Here is a 24,166-nt window from a genome sequence, read left to right as displayed (position 1 = left end):
AGTATAACATACGCAAGTGATTTGTAAAGAAATCATATAATCTGTTGTATCAGTAATGTAATAAAATGTTAGCAAGATAAATGGAAAAAGACTTTATATAGTAGGTGTGGTTACTATATAAATCTTTAATTTATTAAAAGATATTTTAAATCTTATTTTACTTAGAAAAGGTTAGTCAAACAGATATAGGCGCATGTGGAAATTTGAATATAGTATTTACTAGTCTGAGTATTAGAGGAGAGGTTTGAAGTGAAAGTAAGTGAGGTTTAGAATTTATAAAAGTAAATGGTTAGTATTAAAAATATCCTAATTCAGCTTACACATGTGCTAGGATAATACCTTGATTGTCCTAAAAAAATTATAAATTATTGACTTCATAAGCAGTGCGAATACCTGCTTCTATTGCCCCTTGTATCCATCCAGGTGTAGATGATGCATGAGACCCAGCAAAATGAATTCTACCTTCAGGTGTTCTAATATACGGACCGAGTTCTCTTTGTTGATTAGGCTTATACATAACAAATGCGCCACCTGCAAATGAAAATTGTGTCCAACTTTGAGAATATCCTACTAAAAATTCTTTATAAACTATATCACCAAAAATAATTGAAAGATTAGCTAACGCTTTATCAATACGGGTATTATTTCTCATATTATCCCAAATAGCAGCATCGTCTTCCCAAGTGTAGCTTGCTAATATTACACCAGTTTCATAACCAAAATCGTGACTAGGAAAATATGAAAACTTAATAGGTAAATCAGTTGTTAATTTTCCACCAAACAAGCCTAATTTTTCCCAAAATTTCGTTCTGAATTGAATAGCAATTTTTGTAGAATCAGCATAATGTAACTCTCGTATAACTTTCCATTTGTTATACGAAAATGAATTGTATGGAAAGATATCTACAAAGTTAAATAATGAGTAGGGGATTGTTGAAATCACATAATCACATTCATATTGATTTTGTTTAGTAAGTACTTCATTTTCTGTATAGATTGTTGCCTTATCAGCCTCTTGTGTAATTTTTACTACCCTCTCATTCAGTATAATATTGTCCTTCAATTGCGGTAAAAATGCTCTAACAAGGAAGTCAGTTCCACCTGTTATTTCATATAATTTTAGGTTTGGCGTTAAAAGTTAAATTACTTCGCGTAAGATTGCTGTAAATGCTAATTCTGGAAAACCTTCAATTCCGACCATTGTCTTAATCATATCGATTGCACCTATTGATAAGGATTTTCCAACAGGATTGTATTTTTAAAAATTTTCCATTGAGTATTGATCATAAAGTAATTAGTTGTTTAGGTCTTTATTTAATGAAACAAGTCAGTTACAAAAATATAGTGATAATATTTTATAAATTGGAAAACAATAGTGCATAGGAAAGGAGGGATTGTATGTCTGTGAAAAAGTGGTTAAATGGTGTGTTGGTTTTGTTAGCGATGATTGTGATTGTGACAACTACGGGATCACTTAGTGTTTTCGCTGAATCTAGCTTTGCAAAACAGCCTCTTACTGCGAATACGATTGAGGTCCAGTTGAACGATGATTACTTTAATCCAAAAGTCATCACTATTCCGAATGGAAAAATGACAACGTTGATATTAAAAAATATTGGTAGCAAAGAACATACATTCACCGTGGCAAAGCTTAATATTGATACCGAAGTCCAACCTGGACAAACCAAAACAGTTACCGTGCAACCGAAAATGTCTGGTACATATGAACTGACTTGTAGATACCATTACAATGAAGGAATGGTAGGAAGTGTAATAGTCAAATAAAAGGCAGGGCCAATCGGCCTTGTCTTTTTATTATGCTAATTTATATTGATATAACTGAATAAGTTAATATTAAAAAATTACATTGCTTAGCTAAAATTACTTGAACAAAAAAGAGGGTATTTTGTTCACTAGAGTGAATTAAAGAGATGAAAGTAAGGATGAAAGGCTACAAAGTACATAGTAAAAATACTTATAGGCGGTGTAAATTGATGAATAATAGTCCTATTGTGAAAGAATACTCTAGTGAATATCAAGACCAAGTAGTAGCATTAATTCTCAATATACAACAAAAAGAGTACAATATTCCGATTACAAAAAGTGACCAGCCTGATTTGTTTACGATAAGGGATTTTTATCAAAATGGTAAAGGGAATTTTTGGGTGGCTCTTATTGAAGACAAAGTAGTTGGTACTATCAGTTTTTTAGATATAGGAAATCAACAAGTTGCATTGAGAAAGATGTTTGTAGATAAGGATTACCGAGGTGCCAAATATCATACTGCAAGTTTTCTATTAAATAATGCGATTAAGTGGGCACAGGATAATGAAATTAAAGCAATTTATCTAGGTACGACCCCACAGTTTCTTGCTGCTCATAGATTTTATGAAAAAAACGGATTTACACCAATCGAAATGACAGAGTTACCTGAGAATTTTCCAGTTTTACAGGTTGATAAAAAATTCTATCAATACTTGGTAGATTAGAAATAAATGATATTTACAATCGCGGCAATAAAATGATGGAGTTGAAACGATAGTCAATACATTGAATTACCTTCAATGAAGTGTTGGAAGTTGGACTCATCAATATAATTATTTAAGAAATGTTTTGTGGGAAAAAACTAAAAACTATTGACAATGATAATGATAATCGTTATCATTAAAAATGTAGTAATAATCAATACAAAAACACCCTAGTATTGATTAATGATGTAATGAAACCTAACTGGACTATTTTGTTGAAAATTCCCCATTCCCTTTAATACTTTTACACTAAAAAAAGCTTGATTAGTCCCCAAGCTTTTTTTGTGTTTATGGGTGAATTTTTGAAAAGAATATTCAGCTCCACGACACTAATCAATAAAGCAAAAAATTGCTTTTTAAAGATATATTAACGAATTCATAAACTAGAGAAAATACAGCTCTAGTTTTTTTGTTCTATTCTGCTTGTTGGAGTGTATACAATTTAGATAGAGATACGTATGATATATAGCTGATTTAGTGATTTACAGTATCTAGAGATTGCCAAGAAAGCGTTAGAAGCAGGTGAATGTAATGAATGATAAAGGTTTTTTATTTGTTACCTGTGTTAACAATCCGGAAGAATATCAATATTGCAGAGCCCATATTGACTTATTACAAGTTCCGGCAGATTACGAAATCGATTTTCTAATCATTGATGATGCGAAGAGTATGGCAGAGGGATATAATAGGGCTCTAAAACATCCTTTTAGATATAAAATATATCTTCACCAAGACACCTATCTTATTAATCGAACTATTTTATTTGATATTATTAATTTGTTTTCAACCCATCCTAAACTTGGAATGATTGGTGTAGTAGGCTGTAAACAACTTTCGGATCATGGGAAATGGTGGGAAGGCGATGATTTATATGGAAAGGTTATCGATATACCAGAAACATACCGACTTTTATCTTTTAATCAAGCTGACGAGCATGAGTCATATTCGTCAGTAGAAGCAATTGACGGATTGTTGATGATAACTCAAACAGATATCCCTTGGAGAGAAGATTTATTTAAAGGTTTTCATTTCTACGATATATCCCATTCGTTTGAAATGAAGCGGAATGGTTTTGAGGTTGGCGTACCTAAAATGGAAGATATATGGTGTATCCACAATAGTGGTAGATACTTAGACGTAGAGGCTTTTGAAAAAGCTCGGATAACATTTCTTGAAGAATATATGACAGAAAATAAGGAGCTATCGAAGGAGATTAGGATGGATAAAGACTCTTATGAAGGCTTATACGAAAATAAACACTCAGACTATTTTAAAGGTCTAAACGTTAAGCTATTCCAAAAGATATCCCCAAATAGCACGACTATATTAGAAGTGGGTTGTTCAGAAGGTAAACTGGGTGCCTATATTCAACAACAATATAATGCAAAAGTATATGGTATTGAGTTATTTCCAGAAGCTGCAATTCAGGCTAAGCAAAAATTAACTGATGTAATAATCGGTGATATTGAAAAAATTGACCTTCCTTATCCAGAACAATTTTTTGATCATATTATTTTTGGAGATGTATTAGAGCATCTAAAAAATCCATGGGCTGTACTTGAAAAGTTGAAACCTTATTTAAAGAAAGATGGAACCATCTTAGCGTGTATACCTCACATTGGACATATTTCAGCACTAGTAGAATTAATAGCTGGTAATTGGAATTATACGAAAAATGGACTTCTCGATCAGACTCATCTTCGCTTTTTCACTCGCAGCACAATTTTAGAACTATTTAATAGCACAGGATATCAAATAAAAGAAATTGACTCTATTACCAGTACAAATCAATATTGTGAACAATGGATTTCGCATTTATTTCCTTTGCGTAAGTTGCTACAGATGGGAGATGAGCCATTCGCTACTGATATTAGAACGTACCAATTTGTTGTTACAGCATCCATTAAAGAATAGTTCATATGAGTCGCTACCTGCGGCTATTTTTTTTTGAAGATAAGTGCTTGTTCTAAAAGTTTTAATAAACCAGAAACCAGATAGAAAAATAGAGAGAGTATTGAGGAGGTCCTAAACCTTATTCTACCGAATTCCTAAAAAAGAGGTGAGGTAATGAAGCAATCCAAAATAAAAATGTTAATCATCCTTTTTACTGTTGTCAATTTGTCTGGATGTGGAAAACTAGATATTACATATAAACCAAAAGAGAGCTCAGAACTGACAAAAGAACAAAAAGCAGCAGAAGAAAGAATGGTAATTCAAATTGCAAAAAACTATATAAAAAAAACATATGGCGAGTTTACGGATAATCAGCATTTTGATGCAAAAAAAGAAAAGGATGGAACATACACCATCCATGTTTATCGAGATTTAGGTAACTATAATGAGGGGATTGCCTGGCTAAATGTGAATCCAAAAACGAAAAAAGTCATTGATGGAGTACATTGATTAAGATGTTAATATATAACAAGAGCTTTCAGAAGTCTTTTTTCTATTGGGAATTTATCGGCAATTAAACATACCCATTTACTGAACTTTTTTTTAGGAAGAGATATGTAAAATGAGTACATTAGGAGAATATTACTTACTATAAGTTATCAGCTTTTAATAAGTAGTAACTAGGGACTGAGAACTAAATATCATTATCTAATTCTCACCCTAACCTACTTATTGAAATACCTTGACTATGAAGTCATGGGTTTACGAAAAGCTGATCGGACATACAGCATCGCACATCCAATTGATAGAATGACGATGATTGTTAGTCCCCAATAGATATTACTGTATGCATGAGCTAACGGAATGTTCTTTTGCCAGTTTAGAGCGCTTGCCGATATAGCAACTCCGAATGCACCACTGAAAAATTGAAGAAGCTGAAATAGTCCAAGCCCAGAACCAATTTGTGACGGTAATAGTAATCTTGACATTTCATTCGATATGCTGCTCGATAAGATTGTGAAGCTAATACTCATTAACATGTAAATTAACATGATTGCAAGAAAAGATACTCCCTCAAACAAAGCGAATAAAATAACAGATGTCAAAAGAAGAAACGGGATATATCTAATGATCGAACTGTTTCCTTTTGAATCAATGATTCGACCTACCTTTTGTGAGACAAGCATAGCTAAAAATGAACCTGGGAAAATCACAAGCCCGGCTTGAATCGTGCTAAGACTATATTGTTTAACAAGGATTTGTGGCATTAAAAATAGCGTTGAAAAACTACAGATATATGCCGCAATACCAACTGCTCCTAAAATTAGATAATTGCGATTTAGGAATAGTGATGGGAGCACGAAAGGTTCTTTTGCTGATCGTATACGTACGATGAATAGTAAAAGCGCAATTAGTCCAACCCCTAGAAGGATCCAGGAATGATTTGTTAAGAAAAGCAGAAGTCCGGTAGTACCAACGCCAATAAATAGTGCACCTAAAACGTCGAAAGCCCCTTTTTTCGGATTTTCTTTTGGAATTAATATCGCAAAGAGAGGAACTAACAGTAAAGTTATCGAAGTTACGACAAATAAAATATGCCACCCCATATATTCTACGATTGCTCCTCCAACGACAGGTCCTAGACCTAGTCCGAGCGACACTGAAGACAAAATCATAGCCATCGCCTTTCCGCGACGCTCTAATGGAACATAACGGGAAATTAATATAAGTGACAATGCTGGGACTGAACCAGCTCCAGATGCTTGAAAAATACGGATAATTAGCAAAATAATAAAGCTATTGCTAAACAATCCAATGATTGCAGCAAAACTAAGAGATAGAATTCCAATTATAAAAAGTCTTCGGATTGGAATAAAATCGGCTAGTCGACTATATGTAATGGATGAAATCGCAAATACAATTGAATAACTAGTTACGATCCAAGAGGTTGTAGATGGTGATAATTGATATGCTGCTGCAACGTCTGGTAGAGCTAAATTAAACATCATTGTATTCATGATAACAAGTACAATCGATATACCAAGCAGGAGAGTAACTACTCCTTCATTCATAACGCTTTTTTCTTTACTTTTTATAGAATTAATTGTAGTTTCGGATATCATTTTTTCCCCTCGCTTTAAGTTCTATATTTCGATGTTTATCGAACAATAGAAATATATCATGCGTTATGATATAATGCAATCATAAAACTCAAAAAAATTATAAGGAGGTATATTGTGAAGATTTTATTTCACCCGGATCGCGCTGATATTCATTTATCTAACGTTCTGTCTGCCTTAAGCGATCCTGTTCGTTTATTAATCGTTTCAAATGTTAACAATGCAGGTGAAAGATCTTGTGGAGATATTGGCGTGCCCGTTGCAAAGTCCACTTTTTCACATCATACTCGTACCTTAAGAGAAGCGGGTATTTTGAATGTGCGAGTACAAGGAACACAGCGTATTCTTTCTTTAAGAAAGGATGATTTAGAAAACCGTTTTCCAGGGTTACTTTCATCAATTTTAAGCGCATTTGAAACCTCAGAAGAGAAGAAACAGTTACTAAGTTTAGAACAATAATGTCATTAAACCTATTCGTAATAAACGCCACTAAACCTTGATATAAAAAAGGTTTGGTGGCTATTTGATGTAGATTAATGATTAGTAAATTAATTGTTATATTCCTTATTTTCAAAAAAAGATTAAGTTGATTTTATAAATAACCAACATAAATAATACATATGTTAGAATAGGGGAAAAAAGGCTTATAGGAGTGGGGAAATGTCACCAAGTGGGGATTTTATGTTTACGTACTTTCCTATTTTTTTTGGAATCGTTTTTGTAATTGTTACATTCATAATTGTATTTTCAATTGTAAAGGGAATTACTCAATGGAATAAAAATAACAATTCTCCAAAATTAAATGTAAAGGCGAGAGTTGTTTCTAAAAGAACAGCGGTACATGGCGGTGGGGAAAGCTCGTCATATAGTAGGTATTTTGTAACGTTCGAAGTAGAAAGTGGAGATCGAATAGAATTAATGGTAAAAGATTCTGATTACGGTATGCTTGTCGAAGGTGACAATGGAGTTCTTGCTTTTCAAGGAACAAGATTTCTAGGTTTTAATAGATCTCGATAGAATAATAAGGTTTTAGTAGGTGTGGCATAAGATGGAATATGTGATTATAGGATTATTGCTATTCATAGTTTTTTACTGATCACGAATGTTAATGAAAAACTTAACAAAATAGAAATACGATTGAAAAATATGAAAGTAACTTTAGACCAGGTAGCTAATGTAATAGATATACCTGAACATCCAATTAATAATGAATTGCGAAAACTTATAAAAGAAGGAAAAGAAATTCAAGCAATTAAAGAGGCTAAGACAGTTTTGGGTCTGTCATTATTGGAAGCTAAACAATATGTAGATGAACTATAGTCTTTGATTATTTATTTCTATATTTCATTAAATAAAGACACTCTTAGAGTGTCTTTATTTTTTTGAAAACCACTTTTCAAAAAGATTGTTGCTTATTGGATGTAAATAAGACAGAAGTTGTAATCAACTAACTCATTCTTTTATTCTCACACGCATTTCTATCAGATATTCCTCTTTTTGAATAAGAGAATGATGATTGTAAATTAAAGATTCGTATATATCACTAATCACTTGTAATTGATGGCTTTCCACATAATGTATTAGTTTTTGTAAGTTTAAAAAATAATCATCTATTGAAACAGATTTAAATGTGATACATACGTATTTTCCTTTTGGAATGATAGCAACATCTGTATCACTAGTAAGCAATGATATCTGTTTATTCGTTAGAACAGGTGTAAATAAATATTGATAATTTACCTCATCAATATGTTTGTAAGGTTGATAGGAAAAAATCACTCCGTAACCATTATTTCTGAATCCTTCTGTTGATGCAGCAAATTTCTTTAATTTACTGTATGAAGCATTTAAGATATTTTTCGGATCAATTCCATAAGCTTTGGTCTGTAAAATTTTTAATTCATCCTCATATAAAATAAACGCCTTGCCAAGAGAAGGATATTCCATTTGCCTTTGCAATCCCTTTTTGGCATTAGCAATAATTTTTTCGATTTCTACTAGTGATTCAATTTTCTCTTTTACAATTTGTTCTTGTTCGGTTAAAAAAGCGAAAAAATCATCTCTCTGTAAACCTTGTACTTCCTTCATTTCTTCTAATGGTGTACCAATATATTTTAATGATTTGATTAAATCTAGAAGGTGAAGTTGTGAGTCTTTATAGTACCGATAATTAGTGTCCGGGTCGACATATGCAGGTTTAAATAAGTTTATTTTATCGTAATAACGAAGGGCCTTGATTGAAATGTTCACCAGTTTTGAGACTTCTCCAATGGTGTAAAGCTTTTCCTTCATTGCGATCACCTCCTTAGTATAAGAAACGTCTACTAGTTTTCATCATAATGAATATTCTTTTTGACTACTATAGCTTTTTCGATAAGCAGGTTCCTTCCATGCAAGGGTTAACCCAATACCAATTGCTAATAAGACTGTTGCAAAATAGTAAGGATAGTTTAAATCGATGTCGAATAAAATTCCACCAATAATTGGTCCGATTATATTACCGATACTAGTAAACATCGAGTTCATGCCACCAACAAATCCTTGTTCATTCCCTGCTACTTTAGATAAATAAGTTGTCAATGCCGGTCGCATTAAATCAAATCCTAAAAATACAGTTACCGTAACAAATAAAATCATAACGTATGAGTTCACAAGAGTCATTAGAAACACAAGAATCGTTGAGAGAATCAGACTATATCGTATCAAACGAATTTCACCGATCCATTTTGTAAGACGATCGAATAATAAAACTTGGAATATCGCTCCAAAAATACCTCCGCCTGCAATCATGATGGCAATATCCTTTGGAGTGAAACCAAATTTATGATCAGCAAATAAAGAGAATAAAGATTCAAACGCTGCTAATCCAAACTGTGAAATGAAGATAACCATAAAAGAAATAAAATACATTGGTTCAAAAACTCGTTTTAGTCCTTCTTTTTTGCCTTTTACTTCTATAGTTTCAAGATTTCGTTCTGGTTCTTGAACGAATAAAATGGATAATATGGCTGCCAATACGGCAAAGGCTGAAGCAAAGAAGAACGGTAAGCGTGAGCTAATCTCTGCTAAAAACCCACCAACCCCAGGTCCAATAATAAATCCTGTTGAAATAGCTGCCGACATATAACCAAGTGCTTTTGCCCTTGTCTCAACCGTTGTGACATCTGCAATAAATGCTGTTACAGCTGGCATTATGAATGCTGCACTGACACCACCAAGCATACGCGAGATATATAAAACTTCAACAGTTTTTCCAATCCCAAATAATAGTTCTGAAAAACTAAAAATAATTAATCCTATAATAATCATTCTTTTTCGTCCAAAAAGGTCTGCCCAGCGACCTGAAACCGGTGAGATGATTAACTGAGTGATCGCAAATGCAGCTACCATATAGCCCACAACAGAACCAGATATATTTAACTCATTCATAATGGAAGGAGTAACCGGGATGACAAGGCCAATTCCTAAAAAGACAATAAATAAATTAGTTAATACAATCGCTAACATCATGTTTTGTTTTTTCATGTTGTTTTACTCCTTTCAAAAGCTTACAAAACATAATGTAAAGCCTCCTATAGGGGGAGAGTCAACAGTTTTATTATGTATATCTTAATAAAAATATATGATGCTATCAGAATTTTCGTATTCTCATAGCCATATGGAAATACTTAAATCCTTGAAAAATCAAGGGTTTTTATTTTGTTCCAACAGCTAAAATTCTCATGAAAAATGGGGATATAAGGAGAAATATGTACTATATTCGGCTTTTTCGTGTAATTTAGATTTTACTTTATGTCAACTTTTCTTTACATCATGCATACAATTCTATACACGATGTAAAATTGCGTTTACAGGGGGTGTAAATAATGACTTATCAAGAAAAGAAAAGTATCGTCTTGTTAATTAGCACCATTATCATTTTTGTATCATATAGCCTGTACATGTACCCTCATTACCCTAAAGGTGGTTTGGAGTTAAGCGAAACCTTTCACTACTGGGGTTCCTTTGTTCTTATCTTGACTATTGTTTCAATCGTTGCGCACATCCTTATTAGTATCATTTTTAATATTATCTTTAGAATTACGACTAGAGAAAGGGAACCATCATTTGCAGATGAACTAGATCAATTAATAGAATTGAAAGCACATCGAAATTCATTTTTTGTATTTATCATTGGCTTTCTTCTTGCAATGGGATCGCTGATTATTTTCCAGCCTTCACAGGCGATGTTTATTATCTTAATTTTTTCAGGATTTCTTTCTGATGTGACCGGTTCTGTTACGAAACTCTATCACTATAGGAGAGGAGTCTAAAATGGGGAAAAATCTTGTTGGCAATCACATTCGTAAATTACGTTTCAACCATGATGAAATGACGCAGAAGCAACTAGCTGACAAGGTTGGCGTAACAAGACAAACCATCGTGGCACTCGAAAAGGGAAATTATTCCCCATCTCTAGAACTTGCTTTTCGCATCGCTCATGCCTTTAACTTACCGTTGGAAAAAGTATTTTTTTATGGTGAATACACCAAGTAACAAGAATGGTGATGATATGCTTTACCGTTTATAGACTTAATAAAAGGTGGAGATGAAAATGAATTCATATAGAAATTCTGCAAAAATAGTGGGCGTACTGTTTATACTTGCTGCCGTTACGGCGATAATTGGTTTGAAACTGTATGATCCAATCCTTAAAGACCCCGATTACTTGATCCAAGGATCAGGGCACGCCAAGCAGGTGATACTAGGAGCACTAATGGAGTTACTTCTTGTCGTTTCAGCTGTTGGAACTGCAACCACAATGTTTCCAATTCTAAGAAAGTATAATGAAACAATCGCTCTTTGGCATGTCTGCTTTAGATTTCTTGAGGCGATTATCATTACAGTTGGTGTAATCAGTGTCCTGTCATTGTTAACTTTAAGCAGGGAATTTGTAGCAGCAGGTGCACCAGAAATAGCAGCATATCAAACTTCAGGCATTCTATTAAAAGCAGTACATGACTGGACATTTATGCTTGGTCCATTGTTCATGTTGGGTATAAATACGTTGATGTACAGTTATATATTCTATCAATCAAATCTTGTACCTAGATTTATATCATGCCTAGGTATTACAGGGGCAATTGTTGTTTTTATCTATGCATTGTTAGTAATGTTCGGTTTCATTCAACAAATTTCTGTTTTGGGTGCTATTATGGCACTGCCAGTAGCAGCGAATGAAATCATTTTAGCGATATGGCTAATTACTAAAGGATTCAATGAATCTGCTCTTGCTGCTATTTCCGTAAAAAAGTAAGGTTGGGAGTATATAACTTTAAATAAAAACTCCAAGATTTGAAAAATATAAAACCTCTAATGCTAACATTAGAGGTTTTTAGTTGCTTCGTATTCTAAATAACTAACAGAGAGGTTAATTGTAATAGTACTTATACAACAACCAATTATTCCTTTGACTCTCTTCCGTAAATTGCGTAATCGGTTAATAATCCAAATATCTGGAGAACTACACCGATGAGAGCTACTTGAATATTTTTATCTATGAAAGCCATCAGAATACAAAACACTGATATAGGAAATAGGATTAGCTTTATGTAATGCTTAAATTTATTTTGCTCCACAATATCACCTTACATGTTCTTTATTAGTTTATGTCCATTATATTTTGCTATTTTGAAGTAATTTATTCGTGGACAAAGAAAGATGTTTAGTAGAAGGATTTTAAGGAATTTATCGTTAAACGTAAGTTATATATATTTGGCAATTTCATTTATTTCACGCTGAGTTATGATGGGATCGATGATGATAAATGGGAAATTATCAATGTCTAATGTAAAATCAGAAATAACGAAGTCAATAGCTAACTCTTTTAATTCCTGTTTAGTTATTTTCAATTTATTGTAGCTAACAAACATTATTTTATTACCAAAAACCTTTTCTAATTTTGATAAATTATAACGCCATACACCTGGACCTTCACTATTTAAAAAAAGGACTCGTTTTTTAATTTTAGAATAGTTGACTGAAGCTTGAATATTTAAGGTAGCTCTTGCTGTAGCAATGTTATGGCTAGGTGGAAGAGAAAATTTATTTGTAAAACACTCAAGTGCGTCATCAACTTTTCTGTACAGTTCAGGATAATGATTTTGAGTATAATTAATAATCTTATTGTATTTACGAATGTCTTTCGGTATATTTCTTTTGGGAAAATATTTTTTTAGTGAGTAAATTTTATACTGTTGATGAAATGTATAGACAAATCTTTTATCTTCCATTAATTGAACTCCAGTATTTCTTTCTAATAAATCTATTAATACATAAAGTTCATTATAATAACTATTTGCTTTATTCTTAAATAATGTATAGATTGTATCCTCGTCTTGTTGGTCAGAGTTAAAATATGGGATGTGAGATATATATATTGCGAAGGATATCCGGTCAGAGGAAGAAAAGTTTAGGCTATCGTTTTTTTCAATTTGGTCACAAATTTCATTTGAAACTGAAAAGAATATAGACTTTTTTATCTGATAGACCGCTTCTTTATGTAACGGTAAAAGAGGTTTATGTAGTATTCGATGGATCATGGTACCAATGTAATAAACATATTTATACGTTGTAGGAGGAGATAAAAATAATTCGTGCTTCTCAGCTGCCTTAGAAACGATATTTTTTAGATCACTTACAGTATAGGATTCAAATAACCACGAATTTGTATGAGAATATAGATTATATAAGAGATCACAACAAAGTACTCTTTTTTGAAATTCTGAGCCCTCAATAAAAAGTGGCATCCGTTTTAATGTTAACTGATAAGATTTTAATATTTCCTCAATCCGACTGAGTATTTTATATACTGAAGTGTGCTGCATATAGAGAGCTGTCCCTAAATCACTTATAAATTTTATTTCTTTAATAAGAATGAAGGTTAATGCTTGATTTATAGTGAAATTTTTTGAAAATGAAGAACGGATCTCATCGAAAGTAGAATCTGATGGCATATGTAGGTAAATGCCTTTGCCTTTTTTTATATCGATATGCCAATCAGTCGGTAAGGAAGAATTTATGACTTGAATATCATTCAGAATTGTTTTTTCTGTGCAATTTAATAGATTAGCAACTTCTTTAGATTTGAACCATTTATCATGTGTACTTAAAATATCAATGATTTGATATCTACGATTACTTATCTTGTCCATTTTATTCACCACTTTAATAGAAAGTAATATAAATGTGATTTATTTCACAAAATAACACAAATTTAATGTAAGTTTTTAATTTTATTCTAAAGCAATCATGTGACTATGGACATGATAATTATTTCCTTTGTATTCGGTAAAAAAGTTTGCTTGGTCCAGGCCCCATCGATAGGGAGCATCCTGGATTTGTTATTTACTAACACATTCTAAAATAGTATCAATATTTTGAAAACAATAAGTAGAATTACGTTACGTATCAAACTGTAAATTGTTTGGTGTTTTTTAGTGCTTTTGGGGGATTTTATATTATTCGAAAAATAGATAAAATTCTTTAGTGCTTATATTTTCTACATTTTTCGACATCGATATGATTAGTTAGGAGAGATTTATTTTGAATATAAAAATAAAGAAGTGGACAAGCGGTATTGCACTTATGATGGTAGCAGTATTGTTATTATGCTCTTGTTCAACAAAACAGGTTGAAACGGATAGCAAAAAAAGGTTAAAAGTAGGCATTATGCTTTCTTCAGTTGGATTGGGTGACCAATCATTTAGTGATGCTGCTTTTTCGGGACTGATTAAAGCAAGAGAAGAGAACGATATATTTTTTGATTATCGTGAGCCTTCGGACGATTTAAGTTTTGAGGAAGGGTTTACTGAATTGGTTAAGGAAGATTGTGAACTTGTCGTTGGACTTGGTTTCTCTGTTAAAGAAAGTTTAGAAAAAGTTGCAAAAGAATATCCAAATCAAAAGTTCCTTTTAATAGATGAGACTTCTGAACTACCGAATGTAACAAGCCTTACTTTTAAGGAAGAAGAAGGAAGCTTTTTAGTTGGTGCAATTGCAGGTCTTACAACAAAAACGAATGTTGTCGGTTTTATTGGTGGAGAGGATGTACCGCTTATTAAAAAGTTCGAAAAAGGATTTGCTGAAGGTGTAAAAGCTACGAATCCTAAAGCAAGCATTATGACAAAGTACGCTGGTGACTTTGGTAAAGCGGATTTAGGTGCAGAAATTGCTGGAGATATGATTAAACAAAAGAATGTTGATACACTATATGCTGCTGCGGGCTTTACGGGTGTTGGTGTATTACAAGAAGCACAAAAAAATAGTAAATATGCAATCGGTGTAGATACAGATCAGTTTTTTATTGCTGAAAAAGCAGTCGTAACTTCAATGTTAAAAAATGTAGATGTTGCGATTCAATCAGCTATTAAATCTTATATTAATGAAAATGGGAAGTTTCCAGAAAAGAATATGACATTTGGTTTAAAAGAAGATGGAGTTGGTAGTGCACCAATTCGCGTTATTACACTAGATCCAGAGAAGGAAAAAATCTTTGAGGATCTTAAACAAAAATTAGCAAATGGGGAAATAACAATTCCTTTAGATTAATAGGAATAGAGGTAAAATGATATGAAATTGCAAGGTAAGATAATTTTTAATGCAATGGTTTCTTTACTATTGTCTATGGGATTAATCGTGTATATTATCGTCCAATTAGCAGGCATGCAATCTAAAAATAATGATATTGTTCCTGCAATGATGAACATTCAACAACTTAAAAGTTCGGTAATCCTAAGCCAACAAGCTTTAAATAACTATTCTTTCTCAATGTCAGAAAGTAATCGAGCGGAAGTAGCAAATCAACTACAGGCAGTTGATAAAGAAATAAAAGCGTTAAACAAAGGCTTGAAGCTAGACGAACAAAAGAGATTATTAAAAAGCATTAATAGTAAATATGAACAACTAAAACAAAATTCTGAAACAGCAATGAATGACAAAAATAGCCCAGAAGTTAAACGACAATCAATTAGAACACTAGGAATCTCAAATGATATTCATATGTTAGATATCGTTACGACTGAGCAATATGATACGTTAACTGCTGACCTAAGTGGAAAAATTCAATTTACATGGTTGCTAGCAGTCATTGGTGGTGCAACATTAACGGTTGCTGCTGCTATTTTCAGTTATTGGATGGCACGACGCATTTCAAATCCAATTAAGAAACTGAGTGGCTTAGCAGAAGAAGTAGCAAATGGAAATCTTGCCGTAGAATTAAATGAAATACATGGTAAAGATGAAATTGCTGATTTAAATCATTCATTTAAACGTATGATTGAAAATCTTCGTGGAATTGTTACATCTGTTGAAGATTCAGGTGTACGAGTTGATCAATTAGCTAAAGAAATAGAATCCGATAATGATATGCTGACAGAAATTGTTAGTCAAATTGCTTCTTCGACAGAAGAGTTAACAATAGGTAGTCAAACAATCGCAGATGATCTTCAAACGACAGTAACGGTAGTAGAAGAAATGCAACGTAACTTTACCGCAACACTTAAAGGGACGAAACTGTCAGCTGAATATGGTGAGGAAGCGGTATCAGCAATTCAAATTGGTAGCAATGCAATGAAGGATCAACAACAGGTTGTAAATGATAATCTAAAAGCCATGTCAGTAATTGAACAATCTGTACTGGATTTAGTAGAGTTTGCTTCAGAGATTACTGAAATGACGGGTATTGTATCGAATATTGCTAAACAAACAAATCTTTTAGCTTTAAATGCATCGATTGAAGCTGCTAGAGCAGGCGAAGCAGGAAAAGGCTTTGCAGTCGTTGCAGAGGAAGTAAAAAAATTAGCTGAGCAATCTACGTCAGCAACGATGAAAATATTTGATTCTGTTAGTCAAATTAAAGATGGTGTAAATAAGGTAAAAGATTCAGTAACTGAAGGTCTTGAATTAGTTACTCGCCAAGAGGAAGCAATGGATATTACCGTTGAGTCGTTCCAGCTTAATAGCGAAAAGGTTCAACAAATTGCTGAACAACTGGAATCTTTAAACAAAGATATGGAAGCTTCTCAAGAATTAAGTATTAGAGTTATGGAGTCTATTGAAAATATTAGTTCAATTACTGAAGAGTCAGCAGCTGGAAGTGAAGAAATCGCTGCTTCGACAGTTGAACAACAAAGGAACTTCTTAACTGCAAGTGAAAAAGTAAAAGCTTTACGACAAATTGCTGATGAAATGAAAAAGCAATTAGAACAATTTAGACTAAGTTAATAAAGATTTATAGCGAAAAAACCTCACTGGTTTCAGTGAGGTTTTTCTAATTGGACTAAAATACACTGGTTTCTCCTGAACATTTATACCAATCTATTTAACAATGCTTTTTTTTCCTTGTGGTGTGTTTATTTTTAAATGACTATAAAAAAATAGGTAAATGGATTAGTAACAATGCCCAAGCATATTCCATATTTTGTTGTTGAGAGACTTGAAGATTTGGGATTTTTACGCTTACTATTTTTGTCCTTTTATCTGTCCACTTTTTACGTCTTTATACTCGCTCTCAAGTGAATTTAATTATGGAGGTTTTTAAAATGAATAATTTTCAAAATGAACTACAAAGATTAAACCTTGGTGAATTTCAATCTAGTGAAGTAGTACCTTGGGATCAAAACCAATATTACTTGGCTCAGGCTCGTCAATGTGGTGGCTGTGGAGGTTGCTTTAGATGCTTTAGTTGTTTCTTTTGCTTCTTTTTTACTTGCTTTAACTGTTTTAGTTGTTCCCGTTGTGGTGGCTGTGGCGGTCGCTGTGGCGGTTGCGGTCACTGTGGCGGTGGTGGTCGCTGCGGAGGTCATTAATCCATATTTATATTTTGTTTCAAATAAATCCTACCCCCACGCGAGTTTTTGTGGGGGTTTTACTCTTTAAGATTAGACATAAGGGTTATGAAAAATACATAGTAATATGATGAAAGTAATATTACATTTTATGATTAACTCACTGATAAAAGGGGTGGGAAAAGGTTGTCAAAATTGAATGCTTCTACACGTCTGAAAGTGAATCGAGATACTTTTTTTATACCTGATCAAAATGGTAGTGTGTATTTTCGCAACAATATCAGTTCATTTCAAATGGAAGGTAGTACTATTTTTCAATGGATTGAAAAACTCATACCCATGTTTAATGGAGAGCACTCTTTAGGGGAGTTAACCGACGGATTACCAGCACAATATCGAGATAGAGTGTACGAAATAGGAGAAATATTATACAAAAATGGGTTTGTTCGGGATGTTAGCAAAGATCACCCGCATCAATTAACAGACAGTGTTCAAAAAAATTATGGATCTCAAATTGAATTTTTAAATAGTTTTGGAGAATCAGGTGCATATCGTTTTCAAATTTATCGCCAATCAAAAGTATTGGCAATTGGTACTGGAGCAATTTTAGTATCGTTAGTATCTGCATTACTCGAGTCAGGTTTATCTAAGTTTCATTTATTAATTACTGATATTGAAAAAACGAATAAAAAACGTATCAATGAATTAATAAAAAATGCACGGAAACAAGATGTAGAAGTTGAGGTTAAGTTAATAAAGAGAAACCGCAAATCCTGGAGTAAATTAGTGGAATCTTATGATTCAATCGTCTATGTAACAGAAGAGAATCAAGTCGAGGAAATTCGAACGCTTAATAAGATTTGTAAAGAGGAGAAGAAGAATTTTATCCCAGCGCTTTGTTTTCAACAACTTGCGTTAGCTGGACCATTAGTAAGTTTAGATTCTGAGGGGTGCTTTGAGTCCGCGTGGAGGAGTATTCATCAAAACGAGTTGCTCAGTAAAGAAAAGTTACAACCGTTTTCATCAGTAGCTTCAGCAATGTTGGCGAATGTAGTTGTATTTGAATTATTTAAAGAAATAACGAAAACGAATCAATCAGAAAAGATGAATCAATTTTTCCTCATTAACCAAGAAACGTTAGAAGGAAACTGGCATACATTTTTGCCGCATCCATTAGTAACTGATCATGTGAAAGCGGAGATTATTCAAGACTTTGATCAAAGGGTTGAACAAAATAACAGCACGAGTGGTAATCAAAGTAATTTATTCCTTTATTTTGGTGAATTAACATCAGAAACATCTGGGATTTTTCATATTTGGGATGAAGGTGATTTAAAACAACTGCCATTAGCGCAATGCTGTATTCAGGTTGTAAACCCACTTACTGAAGGCCCAGTAAGTCTCTTACCAAGTAGTATATGTACTGCATTAACACATGAGGAAGCAAGAAGAGAAGCAGCCTTAAAAGGTATTGAGATGTATTCACTACAATTGGCTCGTGTGCTCGTTAAAAACAAAGTATCTATACCATCAAATATGGAAAATAGTTCAGTAGAAGAACAGGCATCAATTGGAATCGGAACTGGAGAAAGTTTTGCTGAGTGTATTTGCCGTGGGCTACAAAAGTATTTATCTGCAGAGTTAAGTAACCAACAAATTAATTTAACTAACCCGCTAACTCCATTAGAGCCCGGTGCCATTGAAGATAAACAATGTCAATATTATTTAAAAGCGTTAACTATAATGCAGGGGAATCCTACAATTGCATTGGAAAAGGATCGTTTTGGATTTCCTATCGTATGGGTTTGTACAAATGATAAATGGTATCGAAGTGTAGGTCTAAATAGTACATTAGCTTTACGAGAATCATTACAACAGGCATTGATGGAATTACAAAATGATAATATTGACCTGGATTCTCAGGCCGTTAGTCATTCAACTTCCATCGTATTAGATGAAAATTCACAAAGTATGGTCATTTCCGAATGTGATGAAAAGGAGAAAACTGACCTACTGAAAAATGCTATGAAAATACTAAAAGAAAATAACAAACAGCTCATAGCCATTGACTTGAAAATTGATTTATTTAATACAGAGGAACTGTCAGGAGTATACGGTGTCTTGTTACGGGAGGTGTAATTAGTTGGTTACAACCGTAGTGATTGTTGGAGAAGGTTTATTAACGAAATATGTACATGAAATACTTTCTAATAAATACGAGGTCATTCTAGTCTCAAAAATAGAGGACAACATTCAAGAGTCAGCTAGTTTAGTACTTTTATTGGATGATGCTTGGGATTCATCTGTTCAGGAACAGGCGATTGAAAAGCTACGATTTAGTAATATCCCGTGGCTACGAGGCTTTGTTTCATTCGGTGAAGGTGTAATCGGCCCTTTAGTTCGAAATGGAAAAGAAGGCTGCTTTAAATGTGCTGATTACCGTCGTTTGATGGGTGGGCGCGACCGAAGGGAAATGAGAGAAATTGAACAGACTTTAGCTAGAAATGGTAGGAATGAACAGGATGTATGGGCATCAAGATCGGGACTTCTTCAAATGGCATATTTAATTGGGGCTGAAGTGGAAAGGGTGTTAGACGGAAAGGATACTAACTTTGACAATCGAGTATTCTTGATGAATCTAAAAACAATGAAAAGTTCATGTCACACATTTCTGCCAAATCCACTATGCCCGGTATGTGGGCAGTTAGCTGATGACTCCGCTATCTCAGCTAGTATTTCATTAAAACCCAGCATGAAAATTAGCAATGGGAGTTTTCGTAGTCGTTCAATGGATGAATTAAAAAAAGTATTAGCGAAGGATTATTTGGATGAAAGAACTGGTTTACTAAATAACAAAATGTATGATTTATCACCTCCTTTTGCAGATGTAATTGTAAACCTGCCATTGATACAGGGAGATGAAGGAACAGCAGGCCGCACGCATTCATATGAAATAAGTGAATTAACGGCTATATTAGAAGGTTTGGAACGTTATTGTGGTTTGTCTCCTCGCGGTAAAAAAACTGTTGTTCATGATAGTTATCAAAATATAAAAGATAGAGCTCTTAATCCTGAATCGGTTGGAATTCACTCGAAGGAACAGTATGCAATGAATGGTTATCCGTTTATACAGTTTGATCCGAAACGTTCTATGGATTGGGTTTGGGGCTATTCATTTTTGAAAGAAAAACCAATTCTTATTCCTGAATTACTTTCCTACTATAGTTTAGGATGTGGGCAGGGATATATATATGAAACTTCAAATGGTTGTGCATTAGGAGGAAGTTTAGAAGAGGCAATTTTTTACGGGATTTCTGAAGTGGTAGAGCGTGATTCATTTCTTTTAACGTGGTATGCAAAGATGGCTCTTCCACGTATTGATCCTTCTTCTGCAAATGATCAAGAATTAGATCTGATGGTCGAACGTATCCGTGCGGTCGGTGGATACGAATTACACTTATATAATTCAACGATGGAACATGGGATTCCAAGTATTTTAGCTATCGCAAAAAATAAAAAGGATCGTGGCTTGAATCTTATTTGTGCAGCTGGAGCTCATCTTGACCCTGTAAGGGCTGTAAAAAGCGCAGTGCATGAATTGGCTGCTATGATGTTGACACTAGATCAAAAATTTGAGGAAAACCAAGATAAATATATGCAAATGCTCCAAAACCCTGCACTTGTACAGCAAATGGATGATCATGGAATGTTGTATGGATTACCAAAAGCCGAGGAAAGACTAAACTTTTTATTGGAGGAAAATCGTCCTTTAAAAACATTTGCGGAAGAATTCAAGTGGGAAACCAAACATACTGATTTAACGGAAGATTTGAAGGAAATGCTTCAAAAGTTTCGCCAATTGAATCTAGACGTCATCGTAGTAGACCAAACTACACCCGAAATTAGAAAGAATGGCTTATATTGTGTAAAAGTATTAATTCCTGGAATGCTACCAATGACATTCGGACATCATCTTACGCGAATTACAGGACTTGAAAGAGTGTTGAAAGTCCCTGTAAAAATGGGATATGCAAAGAAACCACTTACGTTAAAACAGCTAAATCCAAATCCACATCCGTTTCCATAGAAGGTGATGAGGGGGTAAATGATGAGTTTAGCGTCATTTCTATACAATCTACATTATGACATTGAAAAGGAGAGCCCGACAGAATGGGAAGTAGACTGGGAAGATGCCCCACTTACCTATAAGCTTTATAGAGATTTACCCACAGTTCCACTATGTCACAATATACCTTTACGTCTTGAAGGTCAGGAAATAATGACAAAACCTGAACTTTTAAAAATAGGACATTATCTATGGAATGTATACGGACTAACTCAAATTTGTCAGTCGACTTTAGCTTCAGGTTCTGATGAAGAAGTGGGTCTAATGCAGTCAAACAGAAGGTTTATTCCATCAGGTGGGGCACTATATCCAAACGAATTATATGTATATCTAAAGTGCGAGGATGTAACTGCTGGTGTATACCATTATGATGTTGCAAGGCATCATTTGGTTTTGTTACGAGAAGGGAATTTTGATTCATTTCTCTCAAACGCTTTAGGAAATAGATGTGATGTTTCGAATTGCTTTGGTGCTATTTTTATCTCGACAATGTTTTGGAAAAACTTCTTTAAATATCATAACTTTTCCTACCGTCTTCAAGGATTAGACGCGGGGGTACTAATCGGACAAATTTTGGAAGTGGCAAAACGTTTTGGATTTTCTACGGGTGTATATTTTCAGTTTCTTGATCGAGCGCTCAATCATCTACTTGGGTTAAATGAACAAGAAGAAAGTATTTACGGTGTTGTCCCACTTTCAATTGAAGCGTCAAACCTATTTTCAAACACAAATACAGTAGATTCAATAAACTCTGCTACGGATTTGTGTAAAGAGCTGCCAAGTATTGAACATCATTATTTTATTAAGTCGAAGAAGATATTAGGGTTTCCTAAGCTAATTCAAGTCAATGAAGCTTCAATGATCGAATCGACGAAAAAAGTATTTCAGCATATTGAAGAAAAGAAAAACATTCAAAAAAATAGTAAGCAAATTAATTTGCCTAAAGTAGATAGGCCTTCATATGATCTTCTATTACTAAATAGAAAAAGATTTTCACCGGATATGGATTTTATTTCAAAAAAAGTAAGCAAAGTAGATCTCGCGACTTTACTCCATGAAGCGGCAAAATCATTCTCTTATTTAAATGATTTGGAACAATCAAATAGTAATAGTAGGTCTCGTCCATCAATATATATGTGTTTGAATAATGTTGAAGATACCCCAAATGGTGCTTATTATTATGATGACCTAAATCATTCGTTACGAGAAATTCAACTCGGAGACTTTAGACACCAATTACAAAATGGATTGTCAGGTACGAATGTGAATTTGTTCCAAGTACCAATCTGTTTACATGTGGTTGGAGATCAGAATCATTTTAAATCTTTACTTGGCTATAGAGGGTATCGAATACAGCACATGGAAGCAGGTATGATGGTCCAACGATTATTACTTTCTTCTACTGCATTGGGTATGGGGGGACATCCACTTCTAGGATTTGATGCAAGATTATGTGATGAGATTTATAAATTAAGTGAAGAACAAAGAACGAGTTTGATTCAAATTCCAATTGGTTATTATCGCAATCGTCCTAGCATACAAGGAGGATTGCATTCTTAAGTTGCACAAAATAGTTTTGATTAATAAGTTAATGAAAAATAAAAAAACACTTCTNNAGAAGTGTTTTTTTATTTATGTGAGAGATTAGCAGATGAGAACAACTTGTAAAATATTTGTAACATGCTGTTAAATCATTGACTATATAGAGCAGTTTAGATATTATCATGATGGTAAATCAACAAATTCCGACTAATTTTGTCATTAACGGATATTTAATAATAGCATCATGAAATGGGATTATAGCTTAAAATCTAAGCATCGACTATATGGAGGAAACTAAATTGTCTATCGTAAGAAAACATCGTAGAAGAAAAAACAGAATCACTATTTTGGCTTTATCAATTACAACTGTGCTTTTAGTTGGAACAGCAACTGTTATGAATAGTCATAAAAACGACGGTAAAACTATGATCATAAAAAAAAATACCCATGTAAAAACTGACATTGTAAAAAATAATGATGTTCTCTCTTTTCCGGATTATAATCAAACTACACAAAAAGATGATTCTGGTTTATTAGAAGTATTAAATATTGATTCAAATCTTGTACTAGTTAATAAAAATAGAAAATTACCTGATGGCTATGAACCAGAAGACTTAGTATATCCATCAATTCCTTTAAATGGGGCAGTAAAAGAAAAAACGAGAATGAGAAGTGAGGCTGCAAAGGCATTGGAAAATCTTTTTGCTGGAGCATTAGCCGATGGAAATACGTTAACAGCTGTTTCTGGTTATCGTTCTTATGACCGACAAGTCGCTTTATATAATCAGTATCTTGAAACTCGCGGAGAAGAATGGACAAAAGCATACAGTGCTTTTCCTGGAACGAGTGAACATCAAACGGGACTATCAATGGATGTTTCTTCACCATCCTTTGGGAATGCTTTAGAAGTGGATTTTGCTGAAACAAAAGAAGGAAAATGGTTAGCGGAGCATGCACACGAATATGGATTTATTATTCGTTATCCTGAAAATAAACAAGATACAACAGAGTACCATTATGAGCCATGGCATATAAGATATGTCGGTGTAGATTACGCAAATTATTTATATACGAAGGATCTTGCTCTTGAAGAAGCAATGCCTTCTGAAAAGTAAAATAAATTAGGCATGT

At 33.5% G+C, this 24,166-nt stretch carries 22 protein-coding genes; 17 read left to right on the top strand and 5 right to left on the bottom strand.

Features of this window, described 5'->3' with window-relative positions; translation table 11 throughout:
• Positions 1-358 precede the first annotated feature (358 nt).
• A complete protein-coding gene (locus V7056_RS05715) occupies positions 359-1,108 on the bottom strand; it encodes a flavin monoamine oxidase family protein (protein WP_499700241.1) in 750 nt (249 codons plus the stop codon).
• Between the two features lie 290 nt (positions 1,109-1,398).
• Here V7056_RS05715 and V7056_RS05710 point away from each other — a divergent pair, with 290 nt between their 5' ends.
• The 4 genes from V7056_RS05710 (at position 1,399) to V7056_RS05695 (ending at position 4,931) form a co-directional block, all read left to right on the top strand.
• The gene (locus tag V7056_RS05710) at positions 1,399-1,785 is read left to right on the top strand and encodes a cupredoxin domain-containing protein (protein ID WP_499700107.1); all 387 of its coding nucleotides are present in this window, start codon (positions 1,399-1,401) and stop codon (positions 1,783-1,785) included.
• 209 nt (positions 1,786-1,994) lie between these two features.
• Complete coding sequence (locus tag V7056_RS05705; RefSeq protein WP_499700105.1) at positions 1,995-2,489, top strand: GNAT family N-acetyltransferase; 495 nt, start codon at positions 1,995-1,997, stop codon at positions 2,487-2,489.
• A gap of 570 nt (positions 2,490-3,059) precedes the next feature.
• A complete protein-coding gene (locus V7056_RS05700) occupies positions 3,060-4,442 on the top strand; it encodes a glycosyltransferase (protein ID WP_499700103.1) in 1,383 nt (460 codons plus the stop codon).
• Between the two features lie 153 nt (positions 4,443-4,595).
• Positions 4,596-4,931 (top strand): hypothetical protein, encoded by a 336-nt coding sequence (locus tag V7056_RS05695; RefSeq protein WP_499700101.1) that lies wholly within the window; start codon positions 4,596-4,598, stop codon positions 4,929-4,931.
• A gap of 236 nt (positions 4,932-5,167) precedes the next feature.
• Here V7056_RS05695 and V7056_RS05690 read toward each other — a convergent pair whose 3' ends face one another.
• On the bottom strand, positions 5,168-6,544 hold the full coding sequence (locus V7056_RS05690) for an MFS transporter (protein WP_499700099.1): 1,377 nt from the start codon (positions 6,542-6,544) through the stop codon (positions 5,168-5,170).
• Positions 6,545-6,658: 114 nt separating this feature from the next.
• Between V7056_RS05690 and V7056_RS05685 the strand changes: the two genes are divergently transcribed.
• The 3 genes from V7056_RS05685 (at position 6,659) to V7056_RS05675 (ending at position 7,861) form a co-directional block, all read left to right on the top strand.
• Positions 6,659-7,000 (top strand): ArsR/SmtB family transcription factor, encoded by a 342-nt coding sequence (locus tag V7056_RS05685; protein WP_499700097.1) that lies wholly within the window; start codon positions 6,659-6,661, stop codon positions 6,998-7,000.
• A gap of 201 nt (positions 7,001-7,201) precedes the next feature.
• A complete protein-coding gene (locus V7056_RS05680) occupies positions 7,202-7,558 on the top strand; it encodes a DUF2500 domain-containing protein (RefSeq protein WP_499700095.1) in 357 nt (118 codons plus the stop codon).
• A 129-nt stretch (positions 7,559-7,687) separates the two neighbouring features.
• Positions 7,688-7,861: a hypothetical protein gene (locus V7056_RS05675; protein ID WP_499700093.1), complete on the top strand. Its 174-nt coding sequence runs from the start codon at positions 7,688-7,690 to the stop codon at positions 7,859-7,861.
• A gap of 132 nt (positions 7,862-7,993) precedes the next feature.
• Here V7056_RS05675 and V7056_RS05670 read toward each other — a convergent pair whose 3' ends face one another.
• Positions 7,994-8,833: a MerR family transcriptional regulator gene (locus V7056_RS05670; protein WP_499700091.1), complete on the bottom strand. Its 840-nt coding sequence runs from the start codon at positions 8,831-8,833 to the stop codon at positions 7,994-7,996.
• A 42-nt stretch (positions 8,834-8,875) separates the two neighbouring features.
• On the bottom strand, positions 8,876-10,066 hold the full coding sequence (norA, locus tag V7056_RS05665; protein WP_499700089.1) for a multidrug efflux MFS transporter NorA: 1,191 nt from the start codon (positions 10,064-10,066) through the stop codon (positions 8,876-8,878).
• A 341-nt stretch (positions 10,067-10,407) separates the two neighbouring features.
• Between norA and V7056_RS05660 the strand changes: the two genes are divergently transcribed.
• The 3 genes from V7056_RS05660 to V7056_RS05650 are packed head-to-tail and all read left to right on the top strand — an operon-like array spanning position 10,408 to position 11,837.
• Positions 10,408-10,854, top strand: coding sequence for a hypothetical protein (locus V7056_RS05660; RefSeq protein WP_499700087.1), 447 nt, complete (start codon positions 10,408-10,410; stop codon positions 10,852-10,854).
• Position 10,855: 1 nt separating this feature from the next.
• The gene (locus V7056_RS05655) at positions 10,856-11,077 is read left to right on the top strand and encodes a helix-turn-helix transcriptional regulator (RefSeq protein ID WP_499700085.1); all 222 of its coding nucleotides are present in this window, start codon (positions 10,856-10,858) and stop codon (positions 11,075-11,077) included.
• Positions 11,078-11,135: 58 nt separating this feature from the next.
• The gene (locus V7056_RS05650) at positions 11,136-11,837 is read left to right on the top strand and encodes a DUF4386 domain-containing protein (RefSeq protein WP_499700083.1); all 702 of its coding nucleotides are present in this window, start codon (positions 11,136-11,138) and stop codon (positions 11,835-11,837) included.
• A gap of 448 nt (positions 11,838-12,285) precedes the next feature.
• On the opposite strand, the gene V7056_RS05645 is transcribed toward V7056_RS05650, so the two are convergent.
• On the bottom strand, positions 12,286-13,734 hold the full coding sequence (locus V7056_RS05645) for a BglG family transcription antiterminator (RefSeq protein ID WP_499700081.1): 1,449 nt from the start codon (positions 13,732-13,734) through the stop codon (positions 12,286-12,288).
• Positions 13,735-14,167: 433 nt separating this feature from the next.
• On the opposite strand from V7056_RS05645, the gene V7056_RS05640 reads away from it, so the two are divergent.
• The 7 genes from V7056_RS05640 to V7056_RS05610 all read left to right on the top strand — a co-directional run bounded on the left by V7056_RS05640 (position 14,168) and on the right by V7056_RS05610 (position 24,150).
• Positions 14,168-15,130, top strand: a complete 963-nt coding sequence (locus V7056_RS05640; protein WP_499700239.1) for a BMP family lipoprotein — start codon at positions 14,168-14,170, stop codon at positions 15,128-15,130.
• 21 nt (positions 15,131-15,151) lie between these two features.
• Positions 15,152-16,804, top strand: coding sequence for a methyl-accepting chemotaxis protein (locus V7056_RS05635; protein ID WP_499700079.1), 1,653 nt, complete (start codon positions 15,152-15,154; stop codon positions 16,802-16,804).
• Positions 16,805-17,106: 302 nt separating this feature from the next.
• Positions 17,107-17,388, top strand: coding sequence for a heterocycloanthracin/sonorensin family bacteriocin (locus V7056_RS05630; protein ID WP_499700077.1), 282 nt, complete (start codon positions 17,107-17,109; stop codon positions 17,386-17,388).
• Between the two features lie 165 nt (positions 17,389-17,553).
• A complete protein-coding gene (locus tag V7056_RS05625; protein ID WP_499700075.1) occupies positions 17,554-19,506 on the top strand; it encodes a putative thiazole-containing bacteriocin maturation protein in 1,953 nt (650 codons plus the stop codon).
• 4 nt (positions 19,507-19,510) lie between these two features.
• On the top strand, positions 19,511-21,454 hold the full coding sequence (locus tag V7056_RS05620) for a TOMM precursor leader peptide-binding protein (RefSeq protein WP_499700073.1): 1,944 nt from the start codon (positions 19,511-19,513) through the stop codon (positions 21,452-21,454).
• Positions 21,455-21,475: 21 nt separating this feature from the next.
• Positions 21,476-23,053, top strand: a complete 1,578-nt coding sequence (locus V7056_RS05615) for a SagB/ThcOx family dehydrogenase (RefSeq protein WP_499700071.1) — start codon at positions 21,476-21,478, stop codon at positions 23,051-23,053.
• 377 nt (positions 23,054-23,430) lie between these two features.
• A complete protein-coding gene (locus V7056_RS05610) occupies positions 23,431-24,150 on the top strand; it encodes a M15 family metallopeptidase (RefSeq protein WP_499700237.1) in 720 nt (239 codons plus the stop codon).
• Positions 24,151-24,166 lie beyond the last annotated feature (16 nt).

The organism is Bacillus sp. JJ664, from assembly GCF_036962205.1.
Lineage (GTDB): Bacteria > Bacillota > Bacilli > Bacillales > Bacillaceae_G > Gottfriedia.
The sequence above is the reverse complement of the archived record's forward strand: the minus strand, read 5'-3'. Positions and strand labels throughout refer to the sequence as shown.